We start from the raw sequence: 25,148 nt of genomic DNA, 5'->3' as shown, positions 1-25,148 counted from the left end.
CCTATGATGCCGCCACCGCAGGAAATGCCCGCCAGCCCGCGGGCCAGGAGAGCCCACGGATGTCCGACACGCCCCGCACCCTGTTGCTGACAGGCGCCAGCCGCGGCATCGGCCATGCCACCGTGAAGCTGTTCCAGGAGCATGGCTGGCGCGTGCTGACGGTTTCCCGCCATTCCTTCTCGGAGGAATGCCGCTGGCCGGGCGCGCGCTGGGGCCACATCCAGGCCGACCTCGCCGACCTTTCGGACATCGACCGGCTGGTGGCCGAGGTGCGGGAACGCATCGCCGGCGGTCCGCTGCATGCCCTGGTCAACAATGCCGGCATCTCCCCGAAGGGGCCGGGCGGGTCGCGGCTCGGCGTGGCGGATACCGATGCGCGCGCCTGGACGCATGTGCTGAACGTCAATCTGGTGTCCACCGCGCTGCTGGCCCGCGCCCTGCTGCCGGAACTGGAGGCGGCGCGCGGCGCCATCGTCAACGTCACCTCCATCGCCGGCTCGCGCGTGCATCCCTTCGCGGGGGTGGCCTACGCGGCATCAAAAGCCGGCCTGGCCGCGCTGACGCGGGAATTCGCGCATGAGTTCGGCCCGCGCGGGGTGCGCGCCAACGCCATCGCGCCGGGCGAGATCCGCACCGCGATCCTGTCCCCCGGCACGGATGAGCTGGTGCGGGACATCGTGCCGCTGGGCCGGCTGGGGGAGGCGCGGGAGGTCGCGGAAACCATCCACTTCCTGTGCAGCGAGGCTTCCGCCTACATCAACGGGGCGGAGATCCACATCAATGGCGGCCAGCACGTCTGAGGCGCGGCGGCCCGATCCGGGCGGCGGCGGGCAGCGCGCCGTTCGGGCGCCCGCTATCGCCGGATTGGCGAAACACCCTGCCCTTCCGCTAGTTGATGCAGCATGAGCAATGATTTCGACCTGCCCTCCAACCCGGCGGAGGCCGCCATCCTCGCTTCCGGCCTCCGGGTCGAGGCGCGGGAAATGCCGCAGCTGATCCGGCGCGTGCTGCGCCGCCTGCCCGCCGATGCCGACACCATCCGGGCGGAGCTGGTCGCGGTGCGGCGCAAGTTCTGGGCCAAGGCGGCCATGGAGATGGCCAGCCGCGCCGGCCAGCCCTGGGTGCGCCGCGCCGATGCCGAGGCCGCGGCCAAGCGCCTCCAGGACCCGGAAGCGACGCCGCGCGCCCTGCGCATGGCGCTGGACGATGCCGTGGCCGAAAGGCTTCGCGACGTCGCCGACAACGCCGAATCGGCGCTGGAGATCATCGCCGGCGAGCAGGCCGAGGAAGGCCACCCCTTGTCCGGCGAGCGGATGGCCGCGCTGGCCCAGGCGGTGGCCGAGGCGCATGGCCTGTCCACCGCCGCCACCGCCGAGTTCGTCCTCCGCGCCGGCCGCACCGCCGAGCGGCGGCAGCAGGACTTGCGCTCGGCCGAGAAGGCGGCGCGGGAAAAGCGGCGGGAGGAGGTCACCCGCCTCCGCGCCTGGGAAAAGAGCCTGATCGGGATCGAGGGCGTCCCGAAGCTGCTGCACTGCTCGGAGCGGGAGGCACTGCGCTGGGTCGGCGCCGGGCTGATCCCGGTGGCGCGCAAGATCCGCAGCGCCAAGGGTGGGCGGGAATTGTGGCAGTTCGACCCGGCCGAGATCGTCCCGCTGCGGCGCGAGCTGCAGGCCTGGCGCGCCGCTGAGCAGATGGCCAGGCCGGAGCGCGCCCGCGCCCCGGACCAGCAGCGCCCCACCCAGATCGGGCGCGCCGCGGCGCTGGCCGGGCGCGGCAGCAAGGAAGCCAACCAGGCCGTGGCCCGCGCCGCCGCGCTGGACCGCTACGCCGCGCATTTCGCCACCGCGCGGGCGATGATCCGGCGAATCACCATCATCACCGGCCCCACCAACAGCGGCAAAAGCCACATGGCGCTGGATCGCCTGGCCGCTGCCGAAAGCGGCATGGCGTTGGCCCCGCTGCGCCTGCTGGCGCATGAGTTCCGCGAAGCGCTGGCCGCGCGCGGCGTGCAGGCTTCCCTCGCCACGGGGGAGGAGCGGATGCCGGTGCACGGCTCCCGCCACCTCGCCGCCACGGTGGAGATGTGCCCGTTCCACAACCCCGTGGACGTGGCCCTGATCGACGAGGCGCAGCTGCTGCATGACCGTGACCGCGGCGCCGCCTGGACCGCCGCCATCATGGGCGTGCCGGCGCGGCAGGTCTTCGTGCTGGGGGCGCCGGAATGCATTCCCATGGTGAAGCGCATCGCCGCCCTGTGCGGCGACGAGGTCGAGGAAATCTCGCTGGAGCGCAAAAGCCCGCTGCATGCCGCCAGCCGCTCCATCGGCTTCGGCGAGCTGCGCGCCGGCGATGCGCTGATCGCCTTTTCCCGCCGCGACGTGATGGACCTGCGCGAGCAGCTGGTGAAGCGCGGCCGCAAGGTGGCGGTGGTCTATGGCGCGCTCTCGCCCGAGGTGCGCCGCGCCGAGGCCGCCCGCTTCCGCAACGGAGAGGCCGACATCGTGGTGGCGACGGACGCCATCGGCATGGGGCTGAACCTGCCGATCCGCCGCGTGATCTTCTCCACCCTGCGCAAGTTCGACGGGGAGGAGCGGCGGGAGCTGAACAGCCAGGAGGTGAAGCAGATCGGTGGCCGCGCCGGGCGCTTCGGCCATCATGAGGGCGGCATCGTCGCGGTGCTGGCCGGCGGCGGGGAGCCCGGCTTCATCCAGGCCATGATGGACGCGCCGCCTGCCCCCCCGGCCGAGCTGCGGCCGCAGGTGCAGCCCGATGCCGAAATCATCGCCGCCGTCGCCGCCGAGATCGGCTCCGACAGCCTGTTCGGCGTGCTGGCGCGCATCCAGCGGGCGGTGCTGCGCAAGGACGATCCGAATTACCGGCTGGCCGACATGACGCAGGCGCTGGCTATCGCCTCCGCCATCGACGGCGTCGCAGGGCTGTCGCTGATGGATCGCTGGACCTATGCCCTGTGCCCGGTGGATGAGCGCGACAACGGCATCACCCGCCTGGCGCAATGGGCCGTGGAGCATGGCGCCGGCCGCCCGGTGCGCCCGCCCCTGGCCGGCCGCCTGCCGCCGCCGGACCGCGCCAGCGGCGAGGAATTGCAGCGCGCCGAGAAAATCCACAAGCGGCTGGTCGCCTGGCGCTGGATGGCCCTGCGCTTCGCCGCCGCCTATCCGGACTTCACCGAGGCCGAGGCGGAAACCGACCGGCTGGACTCCTGGATCGAGGACGTGCTGCGGCAGCAGCGGCGCACCAAGGCGGCGACCCGCGCCGCCTGAAGCGCCAGGGGCCGTTCAGCGGGGGCCGTTCAGAACGTCGCCTGGATGCGCAGCCCAAGCAGCAGCGCGTCGCGGAGGCTGCGGCCGGTTTCCTCATCGGCCGCGTTGGCGGCCGGGTTGATGTACCATTGCGCCAGCGGCCGCAGATGCACGGGCCCGACGGGAAAGTCGTAATTCACCTCCAGCACCGTCTCATGCGTGCGGCGGGGGCGGAACGGATCGGCGAGGATCTGTGCATCCCGGTCCAGTCCCCGGGCATCACGGCCGATGCGGGCATGGGAGGCGCCGAAGGACAGCATGTGCCCAACATGCCTGAACGGCGCAGTCCAGGCGAGGCCGCCATCCAGCTGCAGGGAAACCGGGTTGCGGTCGGCCGGCTGGGCGAAGCCGCGGGCAAAGACGGCGAGGCTTTGCGCCCCTTCCCGCCACAGCGTCGCCTCCCCCACGGCGTAGCCGCCCTGGTTGTTGCGATAGCGGCGGGGCTCGCCGCTGCTGGCCGGATCGGCCAGGGAAAGGCCCTCCGCGTCGCGGCGCTGCGCATCGAAGCCGCCCGTGTGGTGCCAGGCGCCGAGCTTCACCACCCAGGGGCGCGGCCCTTCCGGCGGCCGCGTGGCGCCAATCACGGCCTCGGCCATCATGAAGGCGCCCCCAGCGGTGCTGAAATTGATGCCGTGGCGGTTGTGCCGCTCGGGATCGGTGTTCTCGCCATAGCGCCCCCCCGGATCGCCCGAGAACAGGCCGAGGCTGAGGCCATGGCCATCCCGCGGCTCGCCCAGGGCAAGGCGGATGCCCGGCGCGGCCAGAGGATATTCCGGGCCGCCGGAGGGCAGCGCCTCGCCCAGCGCCACCGGCCAGCCGAAGGTGTCGGCCACCAGCTTCTCCGCCGCGTCGGCCACGGTGAAGTCGCTTTCGGCGGAAAGCTGGCCGAAGCGCAGGGAGCCCCAGCCCTCCACCTCCCGCTGCAGCCAGATCTCGTACAGGCGCACGGTGGAAAGCGCCTCGATGTTGCTGGGCGAGGCCAGGCTGCCGGTCAGCGCCTCGCCCGCCTGCCTGCCCCAGATGCCCAGGGCGTTGGCGCCGAGCGTCCAGCCATCCAGGCCGGCGATGCGGCCGAAATCCACCTGCACGCCGAGGCCGATCTGCGCCGTTCCGGCGACACCCCGCCGCAGCCCGCCGCGCAGATTGCCGAAGCCGTCAAAGGTGAAGCTGGTGCTGACGCAAAGGCCGCGCAACAGGCGGGTGCCTTCCCCGCAGGCTTCCTCCGGGTCCGGCGCTTCCTGGGCCCAGGCCGGCAGCGCGGCGCCCAGCGCCCCCAGCAGCAGCAGGACCCGGCCCATCCCCTCGATCCGGCCTATCATCACCTGTTCTCCCGGCAGCTTTCGGCCCCCGGCGCGGCATCAGCGCCGGCCGGGGGTGCCATCCGGTTCGGGCTTACCGGATAGAGGCGGTAGGCTGCAGATCGCGCGGCGAAGCTGTCGCCGAATTAACCCGGCGCCGCAGCGGCGATGCCGTCCAGGCGGCCGCCAGCATCAGCGCCGCGACCACCGCCATCATGCCCGCCGCGTTCAGGCCGAACTCCAGCCCCAGCAGTGCCGGCACGCCGATGGCGGCGCCGTGGCCACCGCCGCCCATGGCCAGCGCCGCCAGCGCCGAGAACAGGAACTGCCGCCGGTAATCATCGGTCAGCAGCCGGGCGATGGCCGGCGGCGCCACCAGCGCCGCGATCACCAGGATGGAGCCCACCGCCCAGAAGGCCGCGACGCAGGCCACGGACACCAGCACCAGCACCACGAGCGAGATGCGGCGCGGCGCGAAGCCGATGCTGGCGGCGAAGCCGGGGTCGAAGGCGACAAGGCGCAGCTCCTTCCAAAGCAGGGCCAGGCCGGCCACCACCAGCGCCAGCACCCCGGCCAGGATGCGGGTTTCCACCGGCAGCTCGGCCAGGGCCGCGGGATCGAGCAGGGAGGCAGGACCGGTGGCGGCGGGCCAGATCAGCGCCTCCAGCTGGCCATACAGGACGCAATCCACGTCGAGGTCCACGGCGCGCGCCCCGGTCAGCTCCATCATCACCAGGCCCAGGGCGAAAAAGCCGGAGAACACCACACCCATCGCCGCCCCGGCCTCCAGCCGCGCCAGCCGCCGCACCAGGGCGATCAGCAGCGCCGCCGCCACCGCCGCCACCATGGCGCCCAGCACCATGGGCAGGGTGGCGCGGGTGCCGGTGACGGCGAAGCCCAGCACCAGCCCCGGCAGCACCGCGTGGCTGACGGCATCCCCCAGCAGGCTCTGCCGCGTCAGCAGCAGCAGGTTGCCGAGCAGCCCGCAGGCCAGGCAGGCCATCACCGCCGCCAGTAGCGCCGCGAAATCGAGTTGCAGGAACAGGGTCATCGCAGCTCCGCCAGAAGGTCGCGGCGCAGCCGCCGCTGCCGCAGCGCGAAGGCGATGACGCCGCGCCCGGGAGCGAACAGCAGCGCCAGCATGAACAGGGCGCAGGCCACCAGCGCGATGGTGGCGCCGGTCGGCAAGGCCGGCAGCGCGGCGGACAGCCCGGTGCCGAACCAGGCCGCGAAGGCGCCGAGGCCGGCGGCCAGCGGCACCATCACCGGCAGGCGGTCGGTCAGCAGCCGCGCCGTGGCGCCCGGCACCACCATCAGCGCCACCACCAGGATCAGCCCGACGGCGCGCAGCCCCGCCACCGTCACCGCCAGCATCAGCAGCATGAGCGCGAGGTCGAGCCGCCGCACCGGCAGCCCGGACACGGCGGCGAATTCCGGATCGAAGCACAGCACGGCGAGCGGGCGGAACAGCACCGCCACCGCCAGCAGCGCCAGCAGCGCCAGCCCGCCGATCAGCAGCGCGTCGGACTGCCCCATCCCCGCCGCCTGCCCCAGGATGAAACCCGTCAGCCCCGCCTGCCCGCCCACCGGCAGGGATTGCACCACTGACAGCAACGCCACGCCGATGCCGAAGCCGAGCGACACCACCAGGGCCAGGGCGGCATCGTCCCTGAGCCGGCCGCCACGCACCAGCCCGCCCGCCACCAGCACGCCGATCCCGGCCGTGGCGGCGCCGCCGGCCAGCAGCAGCGGCAGGGAACGCGGATCGCCGCCCAGCAGCGCCGCCAGGATGAAGGCGATGCACAATCCCGGCAGGGTGGCATGGGCCGCGGCATCAGCGATCAGCGCCCGCCCGCGCAGCGTCACGAAGCAGCCCAGCGCCCCGGCGGCGAGACCGAAGGCCGCGCAGCCCAGCGCCACCATGCGGGTGTTGTGCCCGCCGGCGAAGGACAGGGCCTGCAGCAGCGTTTCCATCACGCCGCCGCCCAGGCCGGCTCCGCACCCGGTTCCGTCCGCGGCACCGGCCGGTCCAGCATCGGCAGCCGCCCGCCATAGGCGCGGGCGAGGTTTTCCGGCGTGAAGGTGGTGGCCACTGGGCCGGCCGCCACCAGCTCCCCGTTCAGCAGGCAGACCTCCGTGAAGTATTCCGCCACCGTGGCCAGGTCATGATGCACGGCGACAACGGCGCGGCCTTCCCGCGCCAGGCGGTGCAGGACCTCTACGATGGCGCGCTCCGTCGCGGCATCGACGCCGGCGAAAGGCTCGTCCATCAGGTACAGATCCGCTTCCAGCGCCAGGGCGCGCGCCAGGAACACGCGCTGCTGCTGCCCGCCGGACAATTGGCCGATCTGCCGTTCGGCGAAATCCGCCATGCCGACCTCGGCCAGGGCGGCGCGGGCCCGCTCCAGCTCGGCGCGCGGCAGGGGGCGGAACCAGCCGGCGCGGGGATAGCGGCCCATGGCGGCCACCTGCAGCGCGGTGGCCGGGAATTCCCAGTCCACGCTGGCCCGCTGCGGCAGGTAGCCCACCCGGCGCCGCACCGCCGACAAGGGCTGGCCGAAGAACAGCGCCTCCCCCGTCAGGCGCGGCACCAGGCCCAGCGACGCCTTCAGCAGCGTGGACTTGCCCGCCCCGTTCGGCCCGACAATGGCGGTAAGGCCGCTGGCTGGCGCTGCCCAGGACACGCGGCGCAGCACCGCCGCCTCACGGTAGGCAACCGAAAGGTTCCGCAGCTCCAGGGCGGGCTCGATCATCGCGATGCCACCGCCAGCCGTCCGGCGAAGCCGGCTTCCGGCGCATCCCCGCCCAGGGCCCGCACGATGGTGGTGACGTTGTGGTCGATCATGCCCGCATAGGTTCCCTCATAGGTGCCGGGCGCCCCCATCGCGTCGGAGAACAGCGCCCCGCCCACCACAACGCCGTGGCCGCGCGCCCGGGCGCCTTCCACCAGGGCACGGATGTTGCGATCGGACACCGAGCTTTCCACGAACACCGCCGGAATGCGGCGCTCCACCAGCAGCGCCACCAGCCGCTCGATCTGTTGCAGCCCGGCCTCGGATTCCGTGGACAGGCCCTGGATGCCCAGCACCTCGATGCCGTAGCGGCGGGAAAAATAACCGAAGGCATCATGCGCGGTGACCAGCACGCGCCGCTCCGCGGGGATCGAGGCGATAGCCCGCGCGGCCCAGCCATCCAACGCCGCCAGCTCTGCCTGAAGGGCCGCGAGATTGTTCTCGAACGCCACGCGGCCTGCCGGATCGGCCTCGGCCAGGCGGGCGGCGATGATGTTCGCCGCCTGCGACCAAGCGCGGGGGTCCATCCAGGCATGGGGATCGGGCTGGCCATTGGCGCCTTCCGGCACCAGCAGCGCCTCGGGCGGCAGCGCCTCCGCCACCGCCACCACCGGCTTGCCGCTGCGCGCGACGCGCTCGAAGGCGTCCGTCATCTGACCTTCGAGCAGCAGGCCGCTGTAGAGCACGAGGTCGGATTGCAGCAGGCGCGCCACGTCCTGCCGGGTGGGCTTGTAGAGATGCGGGTCCACCCCTTCGCCCATCAACACCGTCAGGGCGATGCGCCCGCCGCCGATCCGGCGCGCGAGGTCGCCGATCATCGCGGTGGTGGCCAGCACCCGCAACGAGGCCGCCTGCGCGTGGCCAGCCCGCGCCGCCACCGGCAGGGCCAGCGCCGCCATCAGCAGGCCGCGGCGTGTCGGGAAAAGGCGTTTCGCATCCGGCATGGAGGTTTTCCTGTGCGACGTGATGTGGACCAAAGGATAGTAACCCTTGCCCTACCTTCAAGCATGAACCCCAGGATGAAGCCAAGGCTACATTTTGCCCACCGCTTTCCCGAGTGCTAGACGCCGCCCGTCACGGAAGGTTGTGCCATGATCCCAGATGCCGAGGCGGAGGACACCGCTGCTCCCGCTGAAGCCCCGATGGGCGGCCCCTCGGATGTCCCTGACACGGCCGAGGCGCAGGAGGCGGCGCGCCATGCCGTTGCCCGCTCCGCCCGCGCCAGCGCCTTGCTGCATGACTATGTGGAACTGATCGACGACCTGCTCCGCGTCGAGGGCGAGGCGCGGCCAACCGACATCGCCCGCCGGCTCGGCGTGTCCCACGCCACCGCCATCAAGGCGATCGCCCGGCTGAAGCGGGAAGGGCTGGCGCATTCACGCCCTTATCGCGGCGTGTTCCTCACCGAGGCCGGCCACGCCCTGGCCGCCGAGGTGCGCGCCCGCCACCGGGTGGTGGTGGACCTGCTGCGGGCGCTCGGCGTGCCGGAGGATGTGGCGGAAAGCGATGCCGAGGGCATCGAGCATCATGTCAGCGACGAGACGCTGAAGGCCTTCGAGCGCTTCCTCGGCCGCTGAACCGCTCAAGCATCCCGATCGATCAGGCGCCCAGCGCCGCCTCCAGCCGTGTCCAGGCCGCGGCATCGCCCGGCAGGCCGAAGCGGAGCCAGCGCGGCTGCGCGGCGAAGGGGCGGGTCAGGATGCCGGCACGGCCCAGCCGCTCGTGCCAGGCGGCGGCATCGCCCTCGGCCAGCCGGAACAGCAATGTGCCGCCACGGGGTGACAGCCCCGCCCGGGCCAGCATCGCGTCCAGCCGCGCGGAATCGCGGCGGAGCCGCTCCGCCATCGCCGCCCGCCAGGCCGCGTCGGCCAGCGCCGCGTGGCCCACGGCGATGGCCGGGCCGGACACCGCCCAGGGCCCCAGCGCGTCCCGGATCGCCGCCGCGCGCTCCGGTGCCGCCAGCGCGAAGCCCAGCCGCAGCCCGGCCAGGCCATAGCTCTTGCCGAAGGAACGCAGGATCACCAGGGCCGGATGCGGCAGCAGCCCGGCGGCGCTCAGGGGCCCGGGCTCCAGGTCGGCGAAGGCCTCGTCCACCACCAGCAGGCCGCCCTGCTGCGCCATGCGGTCCGCCAGAGCGTGCAGCGCGGCCGGGTCGTGGCGGCGGCCATCCGGGTTGTTGGGGTTGCACAGAAGCGCCGCCGGCGCCTCTGCCAAATCCGGGAAGCGGCTCACCTCCCGCACGGCCGTTCCGGCGGCCCGCCAGCAGGCGGCGTGCTCGGCATAGGTGGGGCCGAGCACCGCCAGGCCGCGCTGCGGGAACAGGCGGGGGATCAGCTGGATCAGGATCTGCGTGCCCGGCGCCGCCGCGACCATGGCGGCATCGGCGACGCCATAGGCGGCGGCCGCGGCCTGGCGCAGCGCCGCTTCCTGTTCCGGCTCCGGCAGGCGGGTGAAGGCGTCCGGCGGCAGGGCGGGCACCGGCCAGGGGGTGGGGTTGATGCCGGTGGACAGGTCCAGGAAGGGCGATGGCGCCCCGGGGAAGCGCCGCCGCGCTGCCTCCAGCCGCCCGCCATGTTCCAGCCCCGCTGCCCGCATGCTAACCGCCCCGCTCCGCCGCGATCCCCGGCCTTTCCTTGCAGGCGAGCCTTCCGCTGTCCACGACCTTTCCCCTGCTGCTCGGCGCGCTGCTGATCGAGGCGGCTCTGGGCTACCCTGCCCCGATCTTCGCCGCGATCCGCCACCCGGTGGTGTGGATGGGCGCGCTGATCGGGGTTCTGGACCGGCGATGGAACGACCCGGCCCTGGCCGCGCCGCGGCGGCGGGCGCGCGGCGTCGCGGCGGTGCTGGTGCTGCTGCTGGCCAGCCTGGTTCCGGCCGGGCTGCTGCAGGCGGCGCTGCTGCACTTCCTGCCGCAGGCGGCGGCGCTGCCGCTGCTGGCCCTGCTGGCCGCCAGCCTGCCGGCGCAGCGCAGCCTGCACGAGCATGTCCGCGCCGTGGCGGAGGGGCTGGAGCGGGATGGGCTGCAAGGCGGCCGCGCGGCGGTGTCCATGATCGTCGGCCGCAACCCGGAATCGCTGGACGAGCCGGCCATCTGCCGCGCCGCCATCGAGAGCCTGGCCGAGAACTTCTCCGACGGCGTGGTGGCGCCGGCCTTCTGGTGCGGCGCGGCGGGGCTGCCCGGCATCGCCGCCTACAAGGCGGTGAACACGGCCGACAGCATGATCGGCCACCGCACCCCGCGCCACGAGGCCTTTGGCTGGGCGGCGGCGCGGCTGGATGACGTGGTGAACCTGCCGGCTTCCCGCCTCGCGGCGATGTGGATCCTGCTGGCGGCGGGCATGACGCGGGGCGCGGATGCGCGCGGCGCCTGGCGCGCGGTGCGGCGGGATGCGCGGAACCACCGCTCGCCCAATGCCGGCTGGCCCGAGGCGGCGATGGCGGGCGCGCTGGGCCTGCGGCTGGCGGGGCCGCGCGTCTATGGCCAAACGCGGGTGGAGGATGCCTGGATGGGCGACGGGCGGGCGGCCGCGACGGTGTCCGACCTTCGCCGCGCCCTCACGCTCTACCGCCGCGCCTGCGCCATCCAGATCCTGGCGGTGGCAGGAGGGGCGCTGGCCCTGCTGTAGCGCCGGCCGCACCCCGTGGCCGTCCCGGCCGCCGCCTGCCAAGCTGCCTCCGGTCTTGGAGGAGTCGCCATCATGAAGAAGCTGATCAACCATCCCCGCCAGGTCGTGCGGGAGATGCTGGAAGGCCTGGCCGACCTGAACCCAGCCCAGGCGCTGCTGGAATCAGAGGACGTCATCGTCCAGGCCGGCCTGCCCGATCCCGCGCGGCGCCCTGTCGCGGTGATCTCCGGCGGCGGCGCCGGGCACGAGCCGGCCCATGCCGGCTATGTCGGCACCGGGTTGCTGACGGCGGCAGTGTCCGGCGACGTGTTCACCTCCCCCAGCGTCGATGCCGTGCTGTCCGGCATCCGGGCCGCGGCCGGCCCCGCCGGCGCGCTGCTGGTGGTGAAGAACTACACCGGGGACCGGCTGAATTTCGGCCTCGCCGCCGAGCTGGCCACCGCCGAGGGGATTCCGACCGAGATGGTGGTGGTGGCCGATGACGTGGCGCTGCGCGACACGGTGGAGAAGGCGCGGCGGCGCGGCATCGCCGGCACGGTGCTGATCCACAAGATCGCCGGCGCCGCCGCCGCGTCCGGCAAGCCGCTGGCGGAGGTGGCGCAACTGGCGCGGCAGGCGGCGGAGGCGCTCGGCACCATGGGCGTGGCGCTGGATGCCTGCACCGTGCCCGCCGCCGGCGAACCCGGCTTCACCCTGGCGCCCGCGGAGATCGAGCTGGGCCTCGGCATCCATGGCGAGCAGGGCGTGCAACGCGCCGCACTGCGCCCGGCCGACGGTCTGGTGGACACCATGCTGGAGGCCATCGCCGCCGATCTCGGCCTGCGGGCCGGCGCCCGCGTGGCGCTGCTGGTGAACGGGCTGGGCGGCACGCCGCCGATGGAGCTGGCCATCGTGGCGCGCGGCGCGCTGGCTTGGCTGCGCGGCCGGGGGCTGGTGGTGGAGCGCGCCTGGGCCGGCAACTACCTCACCGCGCTGGAAATGCCCGGCTGCTCCCTGTCGCTGCTGGTGGTGGATGATGCGCGGCTGGCGCTGCTCGACGCCGCCGGAGAAGCGCCGGCCTGGCAGGCGGGCGGGCGCATCGCCGCCGAACGCCGGATCATCCCCGGCCCCGCCACCGAGGCGGAGGCGCCGCCCGTTCCCGGTCCCCTCGCCCCGGCCCTGAAGGCCGCCATCCTGCGCGCCGCCGCCGCGCTGGAGCGGCAGGAGGCGGAACTGACGAAGCTGGACAGCCAGGCCGGGGATGGCGACCTCGGCATCAGCATGGCGCGCGGCGCGGCCGCGATCCGCGCCTTGCCGGATGGGGCTTTCGCCACCCCCGCCGTGGCGCTGAGGCAACTGGGCGAAACGCTGCGTCGCGCCATTGGCGGCAGTTCCGGACCGTTCTACGCCACCGCCCTGCTGCGCGCCGCGCGGCAACTGGGGGATGCCCCCTCGGCCAAGGATTGGGCGGAAGCCTTCGCCCAGGCGGTGGCGGCAATCGGCGAACTGGGTGGCGCCCGCCCAGGCGACCGCACCATGCTGGACGCGCTGCACCCCGCGGCCGAGGCGTTTTCCCGCGCCGCGGCCGCCGGCCAGTCCCTGCACGCCGCCTGGGCCGCAGCCATCCAGGCCGCCACGGAGGGCGCCGATGCGACACGCTCCATGCGCCCGCGCCTTGGCCGCGCCGCCTATCTTGGGGACCGGGCGATGGGCGTGCCGGATGCCGGCGCCGCCGCGGCGGTGGTCTGGATGCGGGCACTCGATGGTGCTACGGGCTAAAGCTCCGCAGGACGTGAAGATCAGCCAAGACTTAAGCACTCCCAAGAAGCAAACTGTTCTGCAAATTTAACGTTCCTGCCAAGTCGCGACTCCAGGGCCGCAAACCACCGTTCAGGCGGTGGATTCGGCTCCTGGTGGAAATCTCGGCATATGTTTTTACTTTCTATTTAGTGGAGCCTTGTTGGTGGCCATCTTCAACGACCCGGATTACGCCAGCCAATGGCAGTTGCGTTCTGCCCGCCTCACTTCCCTTTATGATGAATATTCCGGCCAGGGCATCCGGATCGGCCAGATCGACACCCGGCGCTGGGCCGATCGTGCGGAACTGGTTGGCAAGGTGGATCTGGCCGCCAGCGTCACGGCACCAGGCACCGCCGACCCCACCGACCTGCATGGCCAGCAAGTGGCCGAGATCCTGGTCGGCAACGCCAACAACAACACCGGCGGCATCGGCGCCGCCTTCAACGCGACGCTGGTCGCCTACACCTTCAACGTCATCGAACGCCGCACGATCGAGCAGGAAACGACCCTGCTTTCCCTGCAAAGCGGCGTGGACGTTTCGCACAATTCCTGGGGCCGCTCCGGCTACTACTTCACCGACAATTTCCAGCAGCCCGCCTATGCCGGCGCCGCCGCCGCGATCGCCGCCACCGCCGCCCAGGGCCGTGGCGGGCTCGGCACGGTGATCGTCCGCTCCGCCGGGAACGGCGCGCAGCAGGGCGATGACGTCAACACCCACAACTATGTCAACAACCGCCACACCATCACCGCCGGCGCGGCCTTCGAGAATGGCAATGTGGCGCCGATGTCCAATCCGGGCGCGGCGCTGACGGTGGTGGCGCCGGGCACCGCCACCTCCTGGTCGGCGCCGATCGTCAGCGGCACCGTGGCCCTGATGCTGGAAGCCAACCCCAATCTCGGCTACCGCGACGTGCAGACCATCCTCGGCATGTCCGCCCGCATGGTCGACAATGATGGCGCCGGCTGGTTCTTCAACGCGGCGCAGGATTGGAATGGCGGCGGGCACCATGTCTCGCGGCGTGCCGGCTTCGGGCTGATCGATGCGCATGCGGCGGTGCGGCTGGCGGAGAGCTGGGAAGCGCAATCCACCGCCGGAAACCTGTCGCAGGCCAGCGTCCGCAACGATGCCGGCGGCGGCCTGTCCGAGAACCAGCGCCTCGAACAAAGCGTGCGGATCGATGCTGCGATCCGCGTCGAGCGCGCCGAGCTGTTCATCGACCTGCGCCATGAGCGCATCGGCGATCTGCGCATTTCCCTGGTGTCGCCCTCCGGCACCGAAAGCCTGCTGCTCGACCGCGTGGCCCTCGGCAATTATGACCCGGCCAGCGGCGCGCTCACCTTCACGCTGGCCAGCACGCAATTCCTCAACGAGGCGGCGCAGGGCGATTGGCGGCTGCGTGTCGACGATCTGGCCGCGGGCAACACCGGCACGCTGCTGAACTGGGGCCTCACCGTGCTGGGCTCGGCGGCCTCGGCCAACACGCAGCATGTTTATACCGACGAGTTCGGCAGCCTTTCCGCCGCCAATGCCGCGCGGCGCGTGCTGCAGGACGCGGAGGGCACCGACACCATCAATGGCGCGGCACTGACGGGCGATGCGCGCATCGACCTGTCCGGCGCCGGCGCCAGCCGCATCGCCGGGCAGACGCTCACCCTCGCCGCCGGCACGGCCATCGAGAACGCCATCGGCGGCGACGGCAATGACTGGCTGACCGGCAATGAACTGGCCAACCACCTGCGGGGCGGGCGCGGCAATGACCGGCTGGAAGGCGGAGGCGGCAACGACGTGCTGCAACCGGGGCCCGGCAGCAACCTCGCCGATGGCGGCGCCGGCTATGACATCCTGGTGCTCGGCGGCACGGCGGCGACCTATGCCTCCTGGCGGCAGGGCGACGTGACGACGCTGCGCTCCAGCGGCGATATTGTGCAGAGCTGGAATGTGGAGCAGGTCAACTTCGCCGATGGCGCGGTCCTGCTGCGGCCGGATGTGCCGCTGTTCAACGCCCATTTCTATGCCGCCGCCAATCCGGACGTGCTGCGCAGCGGGGCCGACCTGCTGACCCACTACAGCGTGTTCGGCTGGCGCGAAGGGCGCGATGCGAACCCGCTGCTCGACAGCGACGCCTATCTGGCGCGCAACGCCGATGTCGCGGCGGCGGGGATCGACCCTCTCACCCATTACGGTTCCTCCGGCTGGCGCGAAGGGCGCGATCCTTCCGCCGGCTTCGATATCGGAACCTATCTGGGACGCAATCCCGATGTCGCGGCGGCGGGGATCGACCCGCTGGCGCATTACCTGACCTTCGGCCAGGCGGAAGGACGCGGCACCGGGCCGGCGATCGGCCATGCGGCGGATGATGGCTTCGATGCCGGCTACTACTTTCTGGCCAATCCGGACGTGGCGCGGGCCGGCGTGGATGCACGCGCCCACTGGGAAGCGGGCGGCCGGCAGGAAGGGCGCGATCCGAACGGTTATTTCGACATGGCCTTCTATCTGGCCGCCAATCCGGATGTTGCGGCCGCGGGGGTCGATCCGCTGCTGCACTACAACCAGTCCGGCTGGCGCGAAGGGCGCGCGGCCAGCGATCTTTTCGACAGCGCGGCCTATCTCAACGCCAATCCCGATGTCGCGGCGGCGGGCTTCAACCCGTTGCTGCATTATCTCAACAACGGAAGCGTGGAAGGGCGCCTGCCCGACCCGGTCTTCCTGTAGGCACCATGGGGCCGGGCAGCATGACCGCCCGGCCTTTACCCACCCGATGTCACCGGGCGAGGCGGAGCAGCGCCCCCATGTCCAGATGGGCTTCCAGATGCGCCGCCAGCCCGTCCAGCGCCGCCTCCACCGCCGCGTCATGCGGGGCGGGGGCGGCGGCCGCGCCCAGGCGGGCCAGCCAGGCGGCGCGCTGGGCGTCATCGGCGAAGAAGCCGTGGATGTAGCTGCCGGCGACCCGCCCATCGGCCGATACCGCACCATCGGCCCGCCCATCGGCGAGGCGCAACAGCGGCCGCGCCGTGTCAGGGCCGGTGGTGCGGCCGATATGCATCTCGTAGCCGGTGAAGGGCTGGCCATCGGCCAGGGTGGTGCCATGCACCTCGGCCAAGCGCTTCTCTCCCGACAGCACCGTGTCCACCGCCAGCAGCCCGAGGCCGGGAACGCTGCCCGCCGCCCCTTCCACACCCTCCGGATCGGACAGCGTGCGGCCCAGCATCTGGTAGCCGCCGCACAAGCCCAGCACCCGGCCGCCGCGCCGATGATGCGCCAGGATGTCGGTGTCCCAGCCTTCCGCGCGCAGCGCCTGGAGGTCGGCGATGCTGGCCTTGGAGCCGGGCAGCAGCACCAGGTCCACATCCCCCGGCAGCGCCATGCCGGGGCGCAGCAGGATCAGTTCCATCTCCGGCTCGGCGGCCAGCGGGTCCAGATCGTCGAAATTGCTGATGCGCGGCAGCACCGGCACGGCGACGCGGCATTTCGCGCCATCCCGGCGCGGCTGCTCGGCGAGGTCCTGCGCGTCCTCGGCCGGCAGGCGGCGCGCGCCATCGAAGAACGGCACCAGGCCGAGCGGCGCCCAGCCGGTGCGCGCGGCGATCTGCGCCATGCCTTCGGCGAACAGCATCGGGTCGCCGCGCATGCGGTTGACGATGAAGCCGCGCACCAGCGCCGCGTCCTCCAGCTCCAGCACCGCATAGGTGCCGACCAGCGCGGCGATGACGCCGCCGCGGTCGATGTCGCCGATCACCACGACGGGCGTGTTTGTGGCGCGCGCGAAGCCCATATTGGCGATGTCGCCCTGGCGCAGATTGATCTCCGACGCACTGCCGGCGCCTTCCACCAGCACGATGTCGGCTTCCGCGCGGAGGCGGGCGAAGCTGTCCAGCACGAAGGGCATCAGGGATGGCTTCATCGCCTGGTATTCGCGCGCCCGCGCCGTGGCATGGACGCGGCCCTGCACCACCACCTGCGCGCCGGTCTCGCTTTGCGGCTTCAGCAGCACGGGGTTCATGTGGATGCCGGGCGCGACGCCGGCCGCGCGCGCCTGCAGGGCCTGGGCGCGGCCGATCTCCCCGCCCTCCGCGGTGACGGCGGCGTTGTTGGACATGTTCTGCGGCTTGAACGGCCGCACCGCGAGGCCCCGCCGCGCGAGCGCCCGCGCCAGCCCCGCCACCAGCAGCGACTTGCCGACCGAGGAGCCGGTGCCCTGGAACATGATGGCGGCGGCCGGCATGGTCAGTGCGGCACCGATTTCGAGAACAGGTTCACCACCGCCACCCCGGCGACGATCAGCCCGAGGCCGATCAGCGCCGGCAGGTCCAGCGCCTGGCGGAACCAGATCCAGCCAATGGCCGAGATCAGCACGATGCCGGCGCCCGACCAGATGGCATAGGCGATGCCGGTCGGCACCGTGCGCAGCGTGACCGACAGGAAGAAGAACGCTACCGCATAGCCCGCCACCACCACCAGCGAGGGCCAGAGCCGCGAGAAGCCATCCGATGCCTTCAGGGCGGAGGTGGCGATCACCTCGGCGACGATGGCGATGCCCAGCGCGGCATAGGCGTTCATCTCAGAACTCGATGCCCTGCTGCGCCTTCACCCCGGCGGCGAAATGGTGCTTCACCGGCTTCATCTCGGTCACCATGTCGGCGGCCTCGACAAGCGCGGGCGGCGCGTTGCGGCCGGTGACCACGACATGCAGGCCGGCGGGGCGGGCCGCCAGCCCGGCCAGCACCTCGTCCAGCGGCAGGTAGTCGTAGCGCAGCGCGATGCATAATTCGTCCAGCACCAGCAGGCCGAGATCCGGCTCCGCCATCAGCCGCACCGCCTGGTCCCAGGCGCGGCGGGCGGCGGCGATGTCGCGCGCGCGGTCCTGGGTTTCCCAGGTGAAGCCCTCCCCCATGCTGTGCCATTCCAGCATGGCATAGGCTTCCAGCAGGCCGCGCTCGCCCGTGCTCCAGGCGCCCTTGATGAACTGCACCACGCCGACCCGGCGCCCACGCCCCAGCATGCGGAGCGCCAGGCCGAAGGCGGCGGTGGACTTGCCCTTGCCGGCGCCGGTGTGGACCATCAGCAGTCCCTTCTCCAGCGTCTTGCCGGCCACCTCGGCATCCTGCACGGCCTTGCGCTTCGCCATCTTCTCGCGGTGGCGGGCGGCGTCCTCGTCTTCCGTCATGGCTCCCCCTTCAGCACCAGCGGCAGGCCGGCGGCGATGAAATGCACCGATGCGGCGCGTGCCGCCAGATCCTGGTTCAACCCGCCGGCAAGATCGCGGAAGCGGCGGGCCAGCGCATTCTCCGGCACGATGCCGAGACCCACCTCATTCGCCACCAGCACGGTGGGCGCGGCGCGGCCGGCCAGCGCGGCCCGCAGGCCGGCGCCGGCGGCGGCGATGTCGTGTTCGCCCAGCATCAGGTTGGTCAGCCACAGCGTCAGGCAATCCACCAGAACGGGCCGCGCCCCGGCTTCGGCCAGCGCGGCGGGCAGGTCGAGCGGCGCGTCGATGGTGGTCCATTCCGCGCCCCGCCGCGCCCGGTGCTCGGCGATGCGGGCGCGCATCTCGTCATCCCAGGCTTCCGCCGTGGCGATGTAGGCCCAGGGCGCGGGGTGGCGGGCGATCAGCGCCTCGGCATGGCGCGACTTGCCGGAGCGGGCCCCGCCGAGGACAAGGGTGAAGCTCATGCGGAAGGGGTTAGCGGATTCCGGTGGCGCGCCATAGAGGCAGCGTCGCCGGCTCCGGGCGGCCCGCCAGCCTGTTGTGGGGGGATCAGGCCCCGGCCAGCCAGCCCTGCACGGTTGTGGCATGCTCGTCGATGAACCGGCCGATGGCGGTGTCGAAATCCTTTTCCTGCGACACCAGCATGCCCTGCTCCAGATCCTTCAGCGTGATCTGCACGCGGGACAGGAAGGCGGCCACCTCCGGATGGTCCTTGCTCAGGCCGGGGCGGCCCAGAGCGATGGACTCCTCCTCCCCGCCCAACGCCTTCTTCGGGTCGGCCAGGTAGCGCAGATCATATTTGCCGAACATCCAGTGCGGACTCCAGGCCGTGGCCACCACCCACCTCTCCTGGCGCAGGGCGCGGTCCACCACACTGAGCATGGCCAGTTCGCTGGCTTCCTGCAGCCTGTAGCCATCGAGGCCATAAGCCTCCAGCGCCCCGAGCGAAATGCGGGTCAGGCCGGCGCCAGGCTCGATCCCCTGGATGATGCCGCCCATCTTCTTCCGCACCTCCGGCTTCGTCAGGTCGGCGATAGAGGACAGCTCGGCTTCGGGCACATATCCAGGCACGACCCACCCGTTCCTGCCCTTGTAGAAGGTGCCAAGCCGCTCGGCCTTGCCCTCGATGCGTTTCCAGTAATCGGCATGGGTCACCGGCAACCAGGCCATCATCATGACATCCAGGTCGCCACGGGCGATCCCCTGGAAGAGCAGCGCGATGTCGGTCCGCACCAGTTCCACCGGCGTCCGAAGATTGTCCCCGATCAGCTTCGCCAAAAGCCGGGCGACGAACTCGCTGTCGGTCCAGGAAGCGTAGCCGAGCTTGATGGGCTTGCCGGCCCATGCAGGCGCCGCGCCGATGGCAAAGGTCGAGGCCAGGCCGGCGGTCAGGCTCAGCAATTCGCGCTTCTTGAACGTCATGGAGATTCCTTAGGGAAGTGAGGGGGAAGGTGGCGTCAGACCTGGCGATCCGGCGGCGCGGGAGCTGCGGCGGCCTTTACTCGCCACGACTTGCGCGGTTGCTCTGGATCCTTGTTTCCGGCTGCATCTTCACCGCCCCGGCGATGCCATCCGGACAGGCGCCGCTCCAGGCGGGCAAGACCCCGCAGGGGCGCAGATACGTGACCGGATCAGCGTCCGCGGGCGGGTCAGCGGCGGCCAATGGCCGCCGCGAAAGCGGGCGGGGGCGGAAGCCGCCCGCCCTTCCGTCATCCGACGAGATCAGCTGCCGGCGAACCAGCCATCCACGCGGTCGCCGTGATTCTCGACGTAATGGGCCACGGCGGCGTCCTGGCTGTCCTCCTGCGCGGCCAGCATGCCGACCTCCAGCTCGTTCAGCGGCAGGTTCAGCTTCGACAGGAAGGCAGCCACCTTCGGATGGTCCTGCTTCAGGCCAGGACGGCCGAGGGCGATCACCTCCTCCGCGGCGCCGAGCGCGTTCTTCGGATCGTTCAGGTAGCGCAGCTCGTACTTGCCGAACATCCAGTGCGGGCTCCAGGCGGTGGCGACGATCCAGTCCTCGCCACGCATCTGCCGGTTCACCATGGACAGCATGGCGGCCTCGGACGATTCCTGCAGGGTGTAGTCCTTCAGGCCATAGATCTTCAGCGCCTGCTGCGAAAGGCGGGTCAGGCCGGCGCCCGGCTCGATGCCCTGGATGCGGCCATTCAGCTTTTCCCGCACGGCCGGCTTGGCGAGGTCCTCGATGGAGGCCAGCTCGCTTTCGGGCACGTATTTCGGCACCACCCAGCCCAGCTTGGCGCCGGTGTACAGGGTGCCGAGGCGCTCCACCTTCTTCTCGACGCGCTTGAAGTAATCGGCGTGGGTCTGCGGCAGCCAGCACATCAGCATGGCATCCACGTCGCCGCGCGTCAGGCCCTGGTAGAGCGGCGCAACATCGGTCTGCACCAGCTCCACCTTCATCTCAAGGCGCTCCTCGATCAGACGGGCGGCTAGGCGGGTGATGAACTCCGCATCGGCCCAGGGAGCGAAGCCGAGCTTGATGGCCTTGTCCTGGGCACGGGCCGGGCGGAAGCCCGTCGCGAGCCCGGCCGCGAGACCGGCACCGGCGGCGAGCAGCTGGCGCTTGTTCAGTTGGATCATGGTTGCGTCCTTTTGTTGGGGCGCGACCGAAGGCACGCCCGTAAACAGGCAGAAAGGGGAAAGGGAAGGCGGGGGAGCATCCTCCCCCGCCGCGGCCTCAGGCCTTGGGCACCGCGAGGCTGCCGGCGGGTGCCGCGTTCTTCTGCGCCGCCACCTGCGCCGAGGCGGCGCCGAACAGGCGCCGCAGGGAAAAGCCCTGGGGCTGGCCGCTGAAGCTCTGGGTGATGCGGTCCAGCAGCACCGCCAGCACCACCACGGCCAGGCCGCCCTCGAAGCCGGTGCCCACATCCAGGCGCTGGATGCCGGTCAGCACCGTGTTGCCGAGCCCGCCCGCGCCGATCATGGAGGCGATCACCACCATCGACAGCGACAGCATGATGGTCTGGTTCACGCCGGCCATGATGGAAGGCAGGGCGTTCGGGATCTGCACCTTCAGCAGCAGCTGCATGGGCGTGCAGCCAAAGGCCTCGCCGGCCTCGATGAACTCGTGATGCACCTGGCGGATGCCGAGATTGGTCAGGCGCACCACCGGCGGCATGGCGAAGATCACCGTGGCGATGGTGCCCGGCACGGCGCCAAGGCCGAAGAACATGGCCGCCGGGATCAGGTAGACGAAGGCCGGCATGGTCTGCATCAGGTCCAGCACCGGCCGCGCCACCGCCTGCACCGCGTTGGAGCGCGCCATGGCGATGCCGAGCGGAATGCCGACCAGCATGGCGATGCCGGTCGCGGCCAGCACCAGGGACAGCGTTTCCATCATCCGCTCCCACAGCCCCATGCCGGTGATCAGCAGCAGGGAGGCGACGGCGAAGACGGCGAACTTCCAGCCCATGCGCCACAGCGCGACCAGGGCGATCGCGGCGATGATGGCGGGCGCCGGCAGCCCAACCAGCGCGTCATGGAGGCCGTCGGTGACAAAGCCGATGGCGGCGGCGATGATGTCCAGGGCGGGGGTGAAATGGTCGAGAACGAAGTTCACGACCGCATCGGCGCCTTCGCCGATGCCGAGGTCGAAATCCTGCATCGGGTGCCTCCTCAGTTGCCGCTGCGGTCGAGCGTCTGCAGAAGCGCCGACTTGCTGATCGAGCCAAGATAGCGCTGATCGTCATCCACCACGGGCAGGGGGTGCGGGCTCTCGGCGACGCGGCCCATCACCTCGGACAATGTCTCGCCCGCGGCGATCGGCGCCACTTCGGGCAGCAGGGCGCGGTGATAGGGATCGGGCTCGGGGCGGCGCGCCGCCGCGGCCAGCGAATCGACACTGACCATGCCGTGATACTTCTTGTCGCGGCCCACCACGATGGCGACGTCGCGGTCATGCCGGCGCATCCGCTCCAGCGCGGCGGGGATGGCCATGCCGCGGCGCTCGATCAGCGTCACCTGCGTCTCGCGCGCGATGTCGCCGGCGCGGAACACATGGGACACGTCCACGTTGCGGAAGAAGGAGCGGACATAGTCATTGGCCGGGCTCATCACGATCTCGTCCGGCGTGCCGACCTGCACCACGCGGCCATGCTGCATGATGGCGATGCGGTCGCCGATGCGCATGGCCTCGTCGAGGTCATGGCTGACGAACACTACGGTGCGGCTGCGCTCGGATTGCAGGCGGATCAGCTCGTCCTGCATCTCGGTGCGGATCAACGGGTCGAGCGCCGAGAAGGCCTCGTCCATCAACAGCACGCTGGGCTCGCCCGCCAGGGCACGGGCGAGGCCGACGCGCTGCTTCATGCCGCCCGAAAGCTGGTCCGGCCGGCTGTCGGCATAGGCCCCGAGGCCCACCGCCTCCAGCGCGGCCCGCGCCTTGGCGTGGCGCTCGGCCTGCGCCATGCCAGCCACTTCAAGGCCAAAGGCGGCATTGTCCAGCACGGTGCGGTTGGGCAGCAGGGCGAAGGACTGGAACACCATGCCCATGCTGGAGCGGCGCAGCGCCGTCAGTTCCTGGCGCGACATCTTCGTGATGTCCTGGCCGTCGATCAGGATCTCGCCGGAGGATGGCTCGATCAGGCGATTGATCAGCCGCAGCAGGGTGGATTTGCCCGAGCCCGACAGGCCCATGATCACAAAGATCTCGCCGGAGCGGATCTCGAAGGAGGCATTGTCCACGCCGACCGTGCAGCCGGTCTCGGCCTGGATCTCGGCCTTGTCGCGGCCATCGCGCACCAGCCGCATGGCGGCTTCGTCGTGGTCGCCAAACACTTTGTAGACGTTGCGCAAGGCGATCTTCACGGGCGGGATGGCGTCGTCGCCAGCCGCCCTGTCGAGGGTGGGGGTCAGGCTGTCCATGGATGCTCCTGGCTGCCGCGCGCCGCGGGCGGCATCACCTCCATCGGGGTTCAAACGGGTCTCGGCCACCCGGCGAATCCTGGCGGCTGAAAGGCGTCAAGAGCGCCCTAAAAAGGGCACAATTCTGAATTGACGCGTGAGTTTCGCCGAGACCTAAAGCATCCCGGCTACCCTGTCCACCATTAACACAGTCACTCATGGCATCACCCGAGAATCGAGCGCCCCTGTCCATGACAAGGAAATGAAACCTATGGGCGAAACCTCGAAATCTGCTTTGCTTGATGGTGAGTTTAGACCGTGACTTCACAAGGAAACTCTTTTTCTTCATTTCATGTATTCATAACTGGCCAGAAAGAACTCATCGAAGAGCCAAAAGTTTCCATAATCCTTCCGGGAGCTTCTCCCGCCATGGGGCGGCCGGGTTTGACTCCCGCCGGTTCCGCCGCCTACCACCATGCCGGTGATGGTCCTTCCGCGAGGAAGGCGAAGAGGGAACACGGCAAGGGGCTCCTTCCCCAAATCCGTGGCTGCCCCCGCAACTGTGGGCGGAAAGCACCCGCGCAACTGCCACTGGTCCCGCAAGGGGCCGGGAAGGCGCGCCGGGCGCGTTTGGATCCGCGAGCCAGGAGACCTGCCATCGCCGCATCGGATCGTGCCACCGGGCGGGGTGCCCCGGAGGGCGGCGATGGGCCCGCGCATCCGCACGCCGGGCACTGTCGGGCCCGCGCACCATAGAGGGGCGCGGGACGGTTCTTGGCATCCCCTGTCCATGCGCCGACCACGGCGCGCAACAAGGGTGCAGAACCGTGCCGAGCGATGCCTCCCCGCCTTGTCTGGTTGTTTGCACCACCTGCCGCGCCGGCCGTCCCCTGGCGGAAGGGGAAACGCCGCCCGGCCAGCACCTGCACGATGCGGTGGCGGCGGCGCTCGCGGCCTGGGACGGTCCGCCGCCGCTGGAGCTGCGCGGCGCCAAATGCCTGGCCGCCTGCGAACGCGGCTGCACCGCGGCGATGGCCGCGCCTGGCAAGTGGAGCTACCTGCTCGGCCATCTCGACGCCGCGCTGGCGCCCGACCTGCTGCGCTATGCCGAGGCCTATGCCGCGCACCGCACCGGCGCGGTGCTGCCCTCCCGCCGGCCCGAAAGCCTGCGCCGCGCGGTGCTGGGCCGCATCCCCTCCTTCCTTCCCGAACAGGACATCCCCGCATGAGCCAGAGCCTGGACAAGGTTCCCGCCACCGTCGTCACCGGCTTCCTGGGCGCGGGCAAGACCACCCTGCTGCGCCACCTGATGCAGCATGCGGGCGGCCGCCGCATCGCCATCATCGTCAACGAGTTCGGCGCCCTCGGCGTCGATGGCGAGACGCTGAAGGATTGCGGCATCCCGGGCTGCGAAGCGGAGAACATCGTGGAGCTGGCCAATGGCTGCCTGTGCTGCACCGTGGCGGATGACTTCATCCCGACGCTGCAAACCCTGCTCGACCGGCCGAACCCGCCCGAGCACATCCTGATCGAGACCTCCGGCCTCGCCCTGCCCAAGCCGCTGATCAAGGCGTTCAACTGGCCCGCCATCCGCTCCCGCGTCACGGTGGACGGGGTGGTGACGGTGGTGGACGGCCCGGCGGTGGCCGAGGGCCGCTTCGCCGACGACCCGGAGGCGGTGGCCGCCCAGCGCGCCGCCGACCCCTCCCTCGACCACGACAACCCGTTGGCCGAGGTGTATGAGGACCAGCTCAACGCCGCCGACATCGTGGTGCTGAACAAGGCCGACCTGTTGGACACGGCCGCGCTGGAGCGGCTGCGGAGCGAGATCGGCGCCCGCCTGCCCCGCGCCGTGAAGGTGGTGCCCGCCCGGGAAGGCGCGCTGGAGCCCGCCATGCTGCTCGGCCTGGAGGCCGCCGCCGAGGATGACCTCGCCGCCCGCCCCTCGCACCACGATGCCGAGGATGGCGCGCATGAGCACGACGATTTCGACAGCTTCGTCGTGGTGCTGCCGGAATACGACAGCGCCGACGCGCTCCTGGCCCGGCTGCCGGAGGTCGCGGCCGCGCATGACGTGCTGCGAATCAAGGGCTTCGTGCGGCTGAAGGGGAAGCCGATGCGCCTCGCGGTGCAGGGCGTGGGCCGCCGCTTCCGCTCGCATTTCGACCGCGCCTGGACGGATGACCGCGAGGGGCATCTTGTTGTGATCGGGCAGGCGGGGATGGATCAGGCAGCCATCGCCCGCGCCATCCTGGGGTAG

22 protein-coding genes and 1 riboswitch are annotated in these 25,148 nt (G+C 71.3%); of the genes, 8 read left to right on the top strand and 14 right to left on the bottom strand.

The genetic code is table 11. From position 1 onward, the window contains the following. The first annotated feature begins 59 nt into the window (after positions 1–59). A complete protein-coding gene (locus F0Q34_RS18305; RefSeq protein WP_149813696.1) occupies positions 60–800 on the top strand; it encodes an SDR family NAD(P)-dependent oxidoreductase in 741 nt (246 codons plus the stop codon). A 102-nt stretch (positions 801–902) separates the two neighbouring features. Beyond that, positions 903–3,281 carry a DEAD/DEAH box helicase gene (locus F0Q34_RS18300; RefSeq protein WP_149813695.1) on the top strand — a complete coding sequence of 793 codons (2,379 nt, stop codon included), beginning with the start codon at positions 903–905 and terminating at the stop codon, positions 3,279–3,281. A 29-nt stretch (positions 3,282–3,310) separates the two neighbouring features. Here the strand turns inward: F0Q34_RS18300 and F0Q34_RS18295 are convergent, their stop codons facing one another. From F0Q34_RS18295 to F0Q34_RS18275, 5 genes are all read right to left on the bottom strand, one after another. Continuing rightward, positions 3,311–4,639, bottom strand: coding sequence for a carbohydrate porin (locus tag F0Q34_RS18295; RefSeq protein ID WP_149813694.1), 1,329 nt, complete (start codon positions 4,637–4,639; stop codon positions 3,311–3,313). A gap of 73 nt (positions 4,640–4,712) precedes the next feature. Next, positions 4,713–5,669 (bottom strand): metal ABC transporter permease, encoded by a 957-nt coding sequence (locus F0Q34_RS18290; RefSeq protein WP_149813693.1) that lies wholly within the window; start codon positions 5,667–5,669, stop codon positions 4,713–4,715. Beyond that, the gene (locus F0Q34_RS18285; protein ID WP_149813692.1) at positions 5,666–6,592 is read right to left on the bottom strand and encodes a metal ABC transporter permease; all 927 of its coding nucleotides are present in this window, start codon (positions 6,590–6,592) and stop codon (positions 5,666–5,668) included. The genes F0Q34_RS18290 and F0Q34_RS18285 overlap by 4 nt, the downstream gene beginning before the upstream one ends. Then, a complete protein-coding gene (locus F0Q34_RS18280; protein WP_149813691.1) occupies positions 6,592–7,371 on the bottom strand; it encodes a metal ABC transporter ATP-binding protein in 780 nt (259 codons plus the stop codon). Before F0Q34_RS18280 ends, F0Q34_RS18285 begins: the two co-directional genes overlap by 1 nt. Continuing rightward, entirely contained in the window at positions 7,368–8,354 is a 987-nt protein-coding gene (locus F0Q34_RS18275) for a metal ABC transporter solute-binding protein, Zn/Mn family (protein ID WP_149813690.1), read from the bottom strand. Before F0Q34_RS18275 ends, F0Q34_RS18280 begins: the two co-directional genes overlap by 4 nt. Positions 8,355–8,552: 198 nt before the next feature. On the opposite strand from F0Q34_RS18275, the gene mntR reads away from it, so the two are divergent. Further along, complete coding sequence (mntR, locus tag F0Q34_RS18270) at positions 8,553–8,987, top strand: manganese-binding transcriptional regulator MntR (protein ID WP_149813709.1); 435 nt, start codon at positions 8,553–8,555, stop codon at positions 8,985–8,987. A gap of 22 nt (positions 8,988–9,009) precedes the next feature. On the opposite strand, the gene cobD is transcribed toward mntR, so the two are convergent. Then, positions 9,010–10,005, bottom strand: a complete 996-nt coding sequence (gene cobD / locus F0Q34_RS18265; protein ID WP_149813689.1) for a threonine-phosphate decarboxylase CobD — start codon at positions 10,003–10,005, stop codon at positions 9,010–9,012. A gap of 38 nt (positions 10,006–10,043) precedes the next feature. On the opposite strand from cobD, the gene cbiB reads away from it, so the two are divergent. The 3 genes from cbiB to F0Q34_RS18250 all read left to right on the top strand — a co-directional run bounded on the left by cbiB (position 10,044) and on the right by F0Q34_RS18250 (position 15,528). Next, positions 10,044–11,036, top strand: a complete 993-nt coding sequence (gene cbiB, locus F0Q34_RS18260) for an adenosylcobinamide-phosphate synthase CbiB (RefSeq protein ID WP_241665574.1) — start codon at positions 10,044–10,046, stop codon at positions 11,034–11,036. Between the two features lie 72 nt (positions 11,037–11,108). After that, entirely contained in the window at positions 11,109–12,794 is a 1,686-nt protein-coding gene (locus F0Q34_RS18255; protein WP_149813688.1) for a dihydroxyacetone kinase family protein, read from the top strand. 184 nt (positions 12,795–12,978) lie between these two features. Then, positions 12,979–15,528: a S8 family serine peptidase gene (locus F0Q34_RS18250; protein WP_161600939.1), complete on the top strand. Its 2,550-nt coding sequence runs from the start codon at positions 12,979–12,981 to the stop codon at positions 15,526–15,528. Between the two features lie 49 nt (positions 15,529–15,577). On the opposite strand, the gene F0Q34_RS18245 is transcribed toward F0Q34_RS18250, so the two are convergent. The 8 genes from F0Q34_RS18245 to proV all read right to left on the bottom strand — a co-directional run bounded on the left by F0Q34_RS18245 (position 15,578) and on the right by proV (position 22,909). Continuing rightward, positions 15,578–17,038 (bottom strand): cobyric acid synthase, encoded by a 1,461-nt coding sequence (locus F0Q34_RS18245; RefSeq protein ID WP_206668085.1) that lies wholly within the window; start codon positions 17,036–17,038, stop codon positions 15,578–15,580. 2 nt (positions 17,039–17,040) lie between these two features. Next, complete coding sequence (locus F0Q34_RS18240) at positions 17,041–17,373, bottom strand: SMR family transporter (RefSeq protein ID WP_149813686.1); 333 nt, start codon at positions 17,371–17,373, stop codon at positions 17,041–17,043. A gap of 1 nt (position 17,374) precedes the next feature. Beyond that, positions 17,375–17,980, bottom strand: coding sequence for a cob(I)yrinic acid a,c-diamide adenosyltransferase (gene cobO / locus F0Q34_RS18235; RefSeq protein ID WP_149813685.1), 606 nt, complete (start codon positions 17,978–17,980; stop codon positions 17,375–17,377). Next, a complete protein-coding gene (gene cobU, locus F0Q34_RS18230; RefSeq protein WP_149813684.1) occupies positions 17,977–18,486 on the bottom strand; it encodes a bifunctional adenosylcobinamide kinase/adenosylcobinamide-phosphate guanylyltransferase in 510 nt (169 codons plus the stop codon). Before cobU ends, cobO begins: the two co-directional genes overlap by 4 nt. Positions 18,487–18,571: 85 nt before the next feature. After that, entirely contained in the window at positions 18,572–19,444 is an 873-nt protein-coding gene (locus tag F0Q34_RS18225; RefSeq protein WP_149813683.1) for a glycine betaine ABC transporter substrate-binding protein, read from the bottom strand. 300 nt (positions 19,445–19,744) lie between these two features. After that, a complete protein-coding gene (locus F0Q34_RS18220; RefSeq protein WP_149813682.1) occupies positions 19,745–20,626 on the bottom strand; it encodes a glycine betaine ABC transporter substrate-binding protein in 882 nt (293 codons plus the stop codon). A 97-nt stretch (positions 20,627–20,723) separates the two neighbouring features. Continuing rightward, positions 20,724–21,650, bottom strand: coding sequence for an ABC transporter permease (locus F0Q34_RS18215; protein ID WP_149813681.1), 927 nt, complete (start codon positions 21,648–21,650; stop codon positions 20,724–20,726). Positions 21,651–21,661: 11 nt separating this feature from the next. After that, positions 21,662–22,909 carry a glycine betaine/L-proline ABC transporter ATP-binding protein ProV gene (gene proV / locus F0Q34_RS18210; protein ID WP_149813680.1) on the bottom strand — a complete coding sequence of 416 codons (1,248 nt, stop codon included), beginning with the start codon at positions 22,907–22,909 and terminating at the stop codon, positions 21,662–21,664. Positions 22,910–23,356: 447 nt separating this feature from the next. Continuing rightward, positions 23,357–23,562: riboswitch (cobalamin riboswitch) on the top strand. 153 nt (positions 23,563–23,715) lie between these two features. Between proV and F0Q34_RS18205 the strand changes: the two genes are divergently transcribed. Both F0Q34_RS18205 and cobW read left to right on the top strand, forming a co-directional pair. Next, the gene (locus F0Q34_RS18205) at positions 23,716–24,117 is read left to right on the top strand and encodes a DUF1636 family protein (RefSeq protein ID WP_149813679.1); all 402 of its coding nucleotides are present in this window, start codon (positions 23,716–23,718) and stop codon (positions 24,115–24,117) included. Further along, a complete protein-coding gene (gene cobW, locus F0Q34_RS18200; RefSeq protein ID WP_149813678.1) occupies positions 24,114–25,148 on the top strand; it encodes a cobalamin biosynthesis protein CobW in 1,035 nt (344 codons plus the stop codon). The genes F0Q34_RS18205 and cobW overlap by 4 nt, the downstream gene beginning before the upstream one ends.

The sequence above is a fragment of the Teichococcus oryzae genome (assembly GCF_008386565.1).
In the GTDB taxonomy this organism is placed as follows: domain Bacteria; phylum Pseudomonadota; class Alphaproteobacteria; order Acetobacterales; family Acetobacteraceae; genus Pseudoroseomonas; species Pseudoroseomonas oryzae.
This window is presented reverse-complemented; position numbering and strand designations above follow the sequence as displayed.

Coding starts and splice junctions, on each gene's coding strand:
- F0Q34_RS18220 (WP_149813682.1), bottom strand. CDS start 20,626: ATGATCCAACTGAACAAGCGCCAGCTGCTCGCCGCCGGTGCCGGTCTC.
- F0Q34_RS18295 (WP_149813694.1), bottom strand. CDS start 4,639: ATGATAGGCCGGATCGAGGGGATGGGCCGGGTCCTGCTGCTGCTGGGG.
- F0Q34_RS18300 (WP_149813695.1), top strand. CDS start 903: ATGAGCAATGATTTCGACCTGCCCTCCAACCCGGCGGAGGCCGCCATC.
- F0Q34_RS18215 (WP_149813681.1), bottom strand. CDS start 21,650: ATGCAGGATTTCGACCTCGGCATCGGCGAAGGCGCCGATGCGGTCGTG.
- F0Q34_RS18255 (WP_149813688.1), top strand. CDS start 11,109: ATGAAGAAGCTGATCAACCATCCCCGCCAGGTCGTGCGGGAGATGCTG.
- F0Q34_RS18245 (WP_206668085.1), bottom strand. CDS start 17,038: ATGCCGGCCGCCGCCATCATGTTCCAGGGCACCGGCTCCTCGGTCGGC.
- F0Q34_RS18280 (WP_149813691.1), bottom strand. CDS start 7,371: ATGATCGAGCCCGCCCTGGAGCTGCGGAACCTTTCGGTTGCCTACCGT.
- cobU (WP_149813684.1), bottom strand. CDS start 18,486: ATGAGCTTCACCCTTGTCCTCGGCGGGGCCCGCTCCGGCAAGTCGCGC.
- F0Q34_RS18305 (WP_149813696.1), top strand. CDS start 60: ATGTCCGACACGCCCCGCACCCTGTTGCTGACAGGCGCCAGCCGCGGC.
- mntR (WP_149813709.1), top strand. CDS start 8,553: ATGGGCGGCCCCTCGGATGTCCCTGACACGGCCGAGGCGCAGGAGGCG.
- cobW (WP_149813678.1), top strand. CDS start 24,114: ATGAGCCAGAGCCTGGACAAGGTTCCCGCCACCGTCGTCACCGGCTTC.
- F0Q34_RS18240 (WP_149813686.1), bottom strand. CDS start 17,373: ATGAACGCCTATGCCGCGCTGGGCATCGCCATCGTCGCCGAGGTGATC.
- F0Q34_RS18225 (WP_149813683.1), bottom strand. CDS start 19,444: ATGACGTTCAAGAAGCGCGAATTGCTGAGCCTGACCGCCGGCCTGGCC.
- proV (WP_149813680.1), bottom strand. CDS start 22,909: ATGGACAGCCTGACCCCCACCCTCGACAGGGCGGCTGGCGACGACGCC.
- cobD (WP_149813689.1), bottom strand. CDS start 10,005: ATGCGGGCAGCGGGGCTGGAACATGGCGGGCGGCTGGAGGCAGCGCGG.
- F0Q34_RS18275 (WP_149813690.1), bottom strand. CDS start 8,354: ATGCCGGATGCGAAACGCCTTTTCCCGACACGCCGCGGCCTGCTGATG.
- F0Q34_RS18285 (WP_149813692.1), bottom strand. CDS start 6,592: ATGGAAACGCTGCTGCAGGCCCTGTCCTTCGCCGGCGGGCACAACACC.
- cobO (WP_149813685.1), bottom strand. CDS start 17,980: ATGACGGAAGACGAGGACGCCGCCCGCCACCGCGAGAAGATGGCGAAG.
- F0Q34_RS18290 (WP_149813693.1), bottom strand. CDS start 5,669: ATGACCCTGTTCCTGCAACTCGATTTCGCGGCGCTACTGGCGGCGGTG.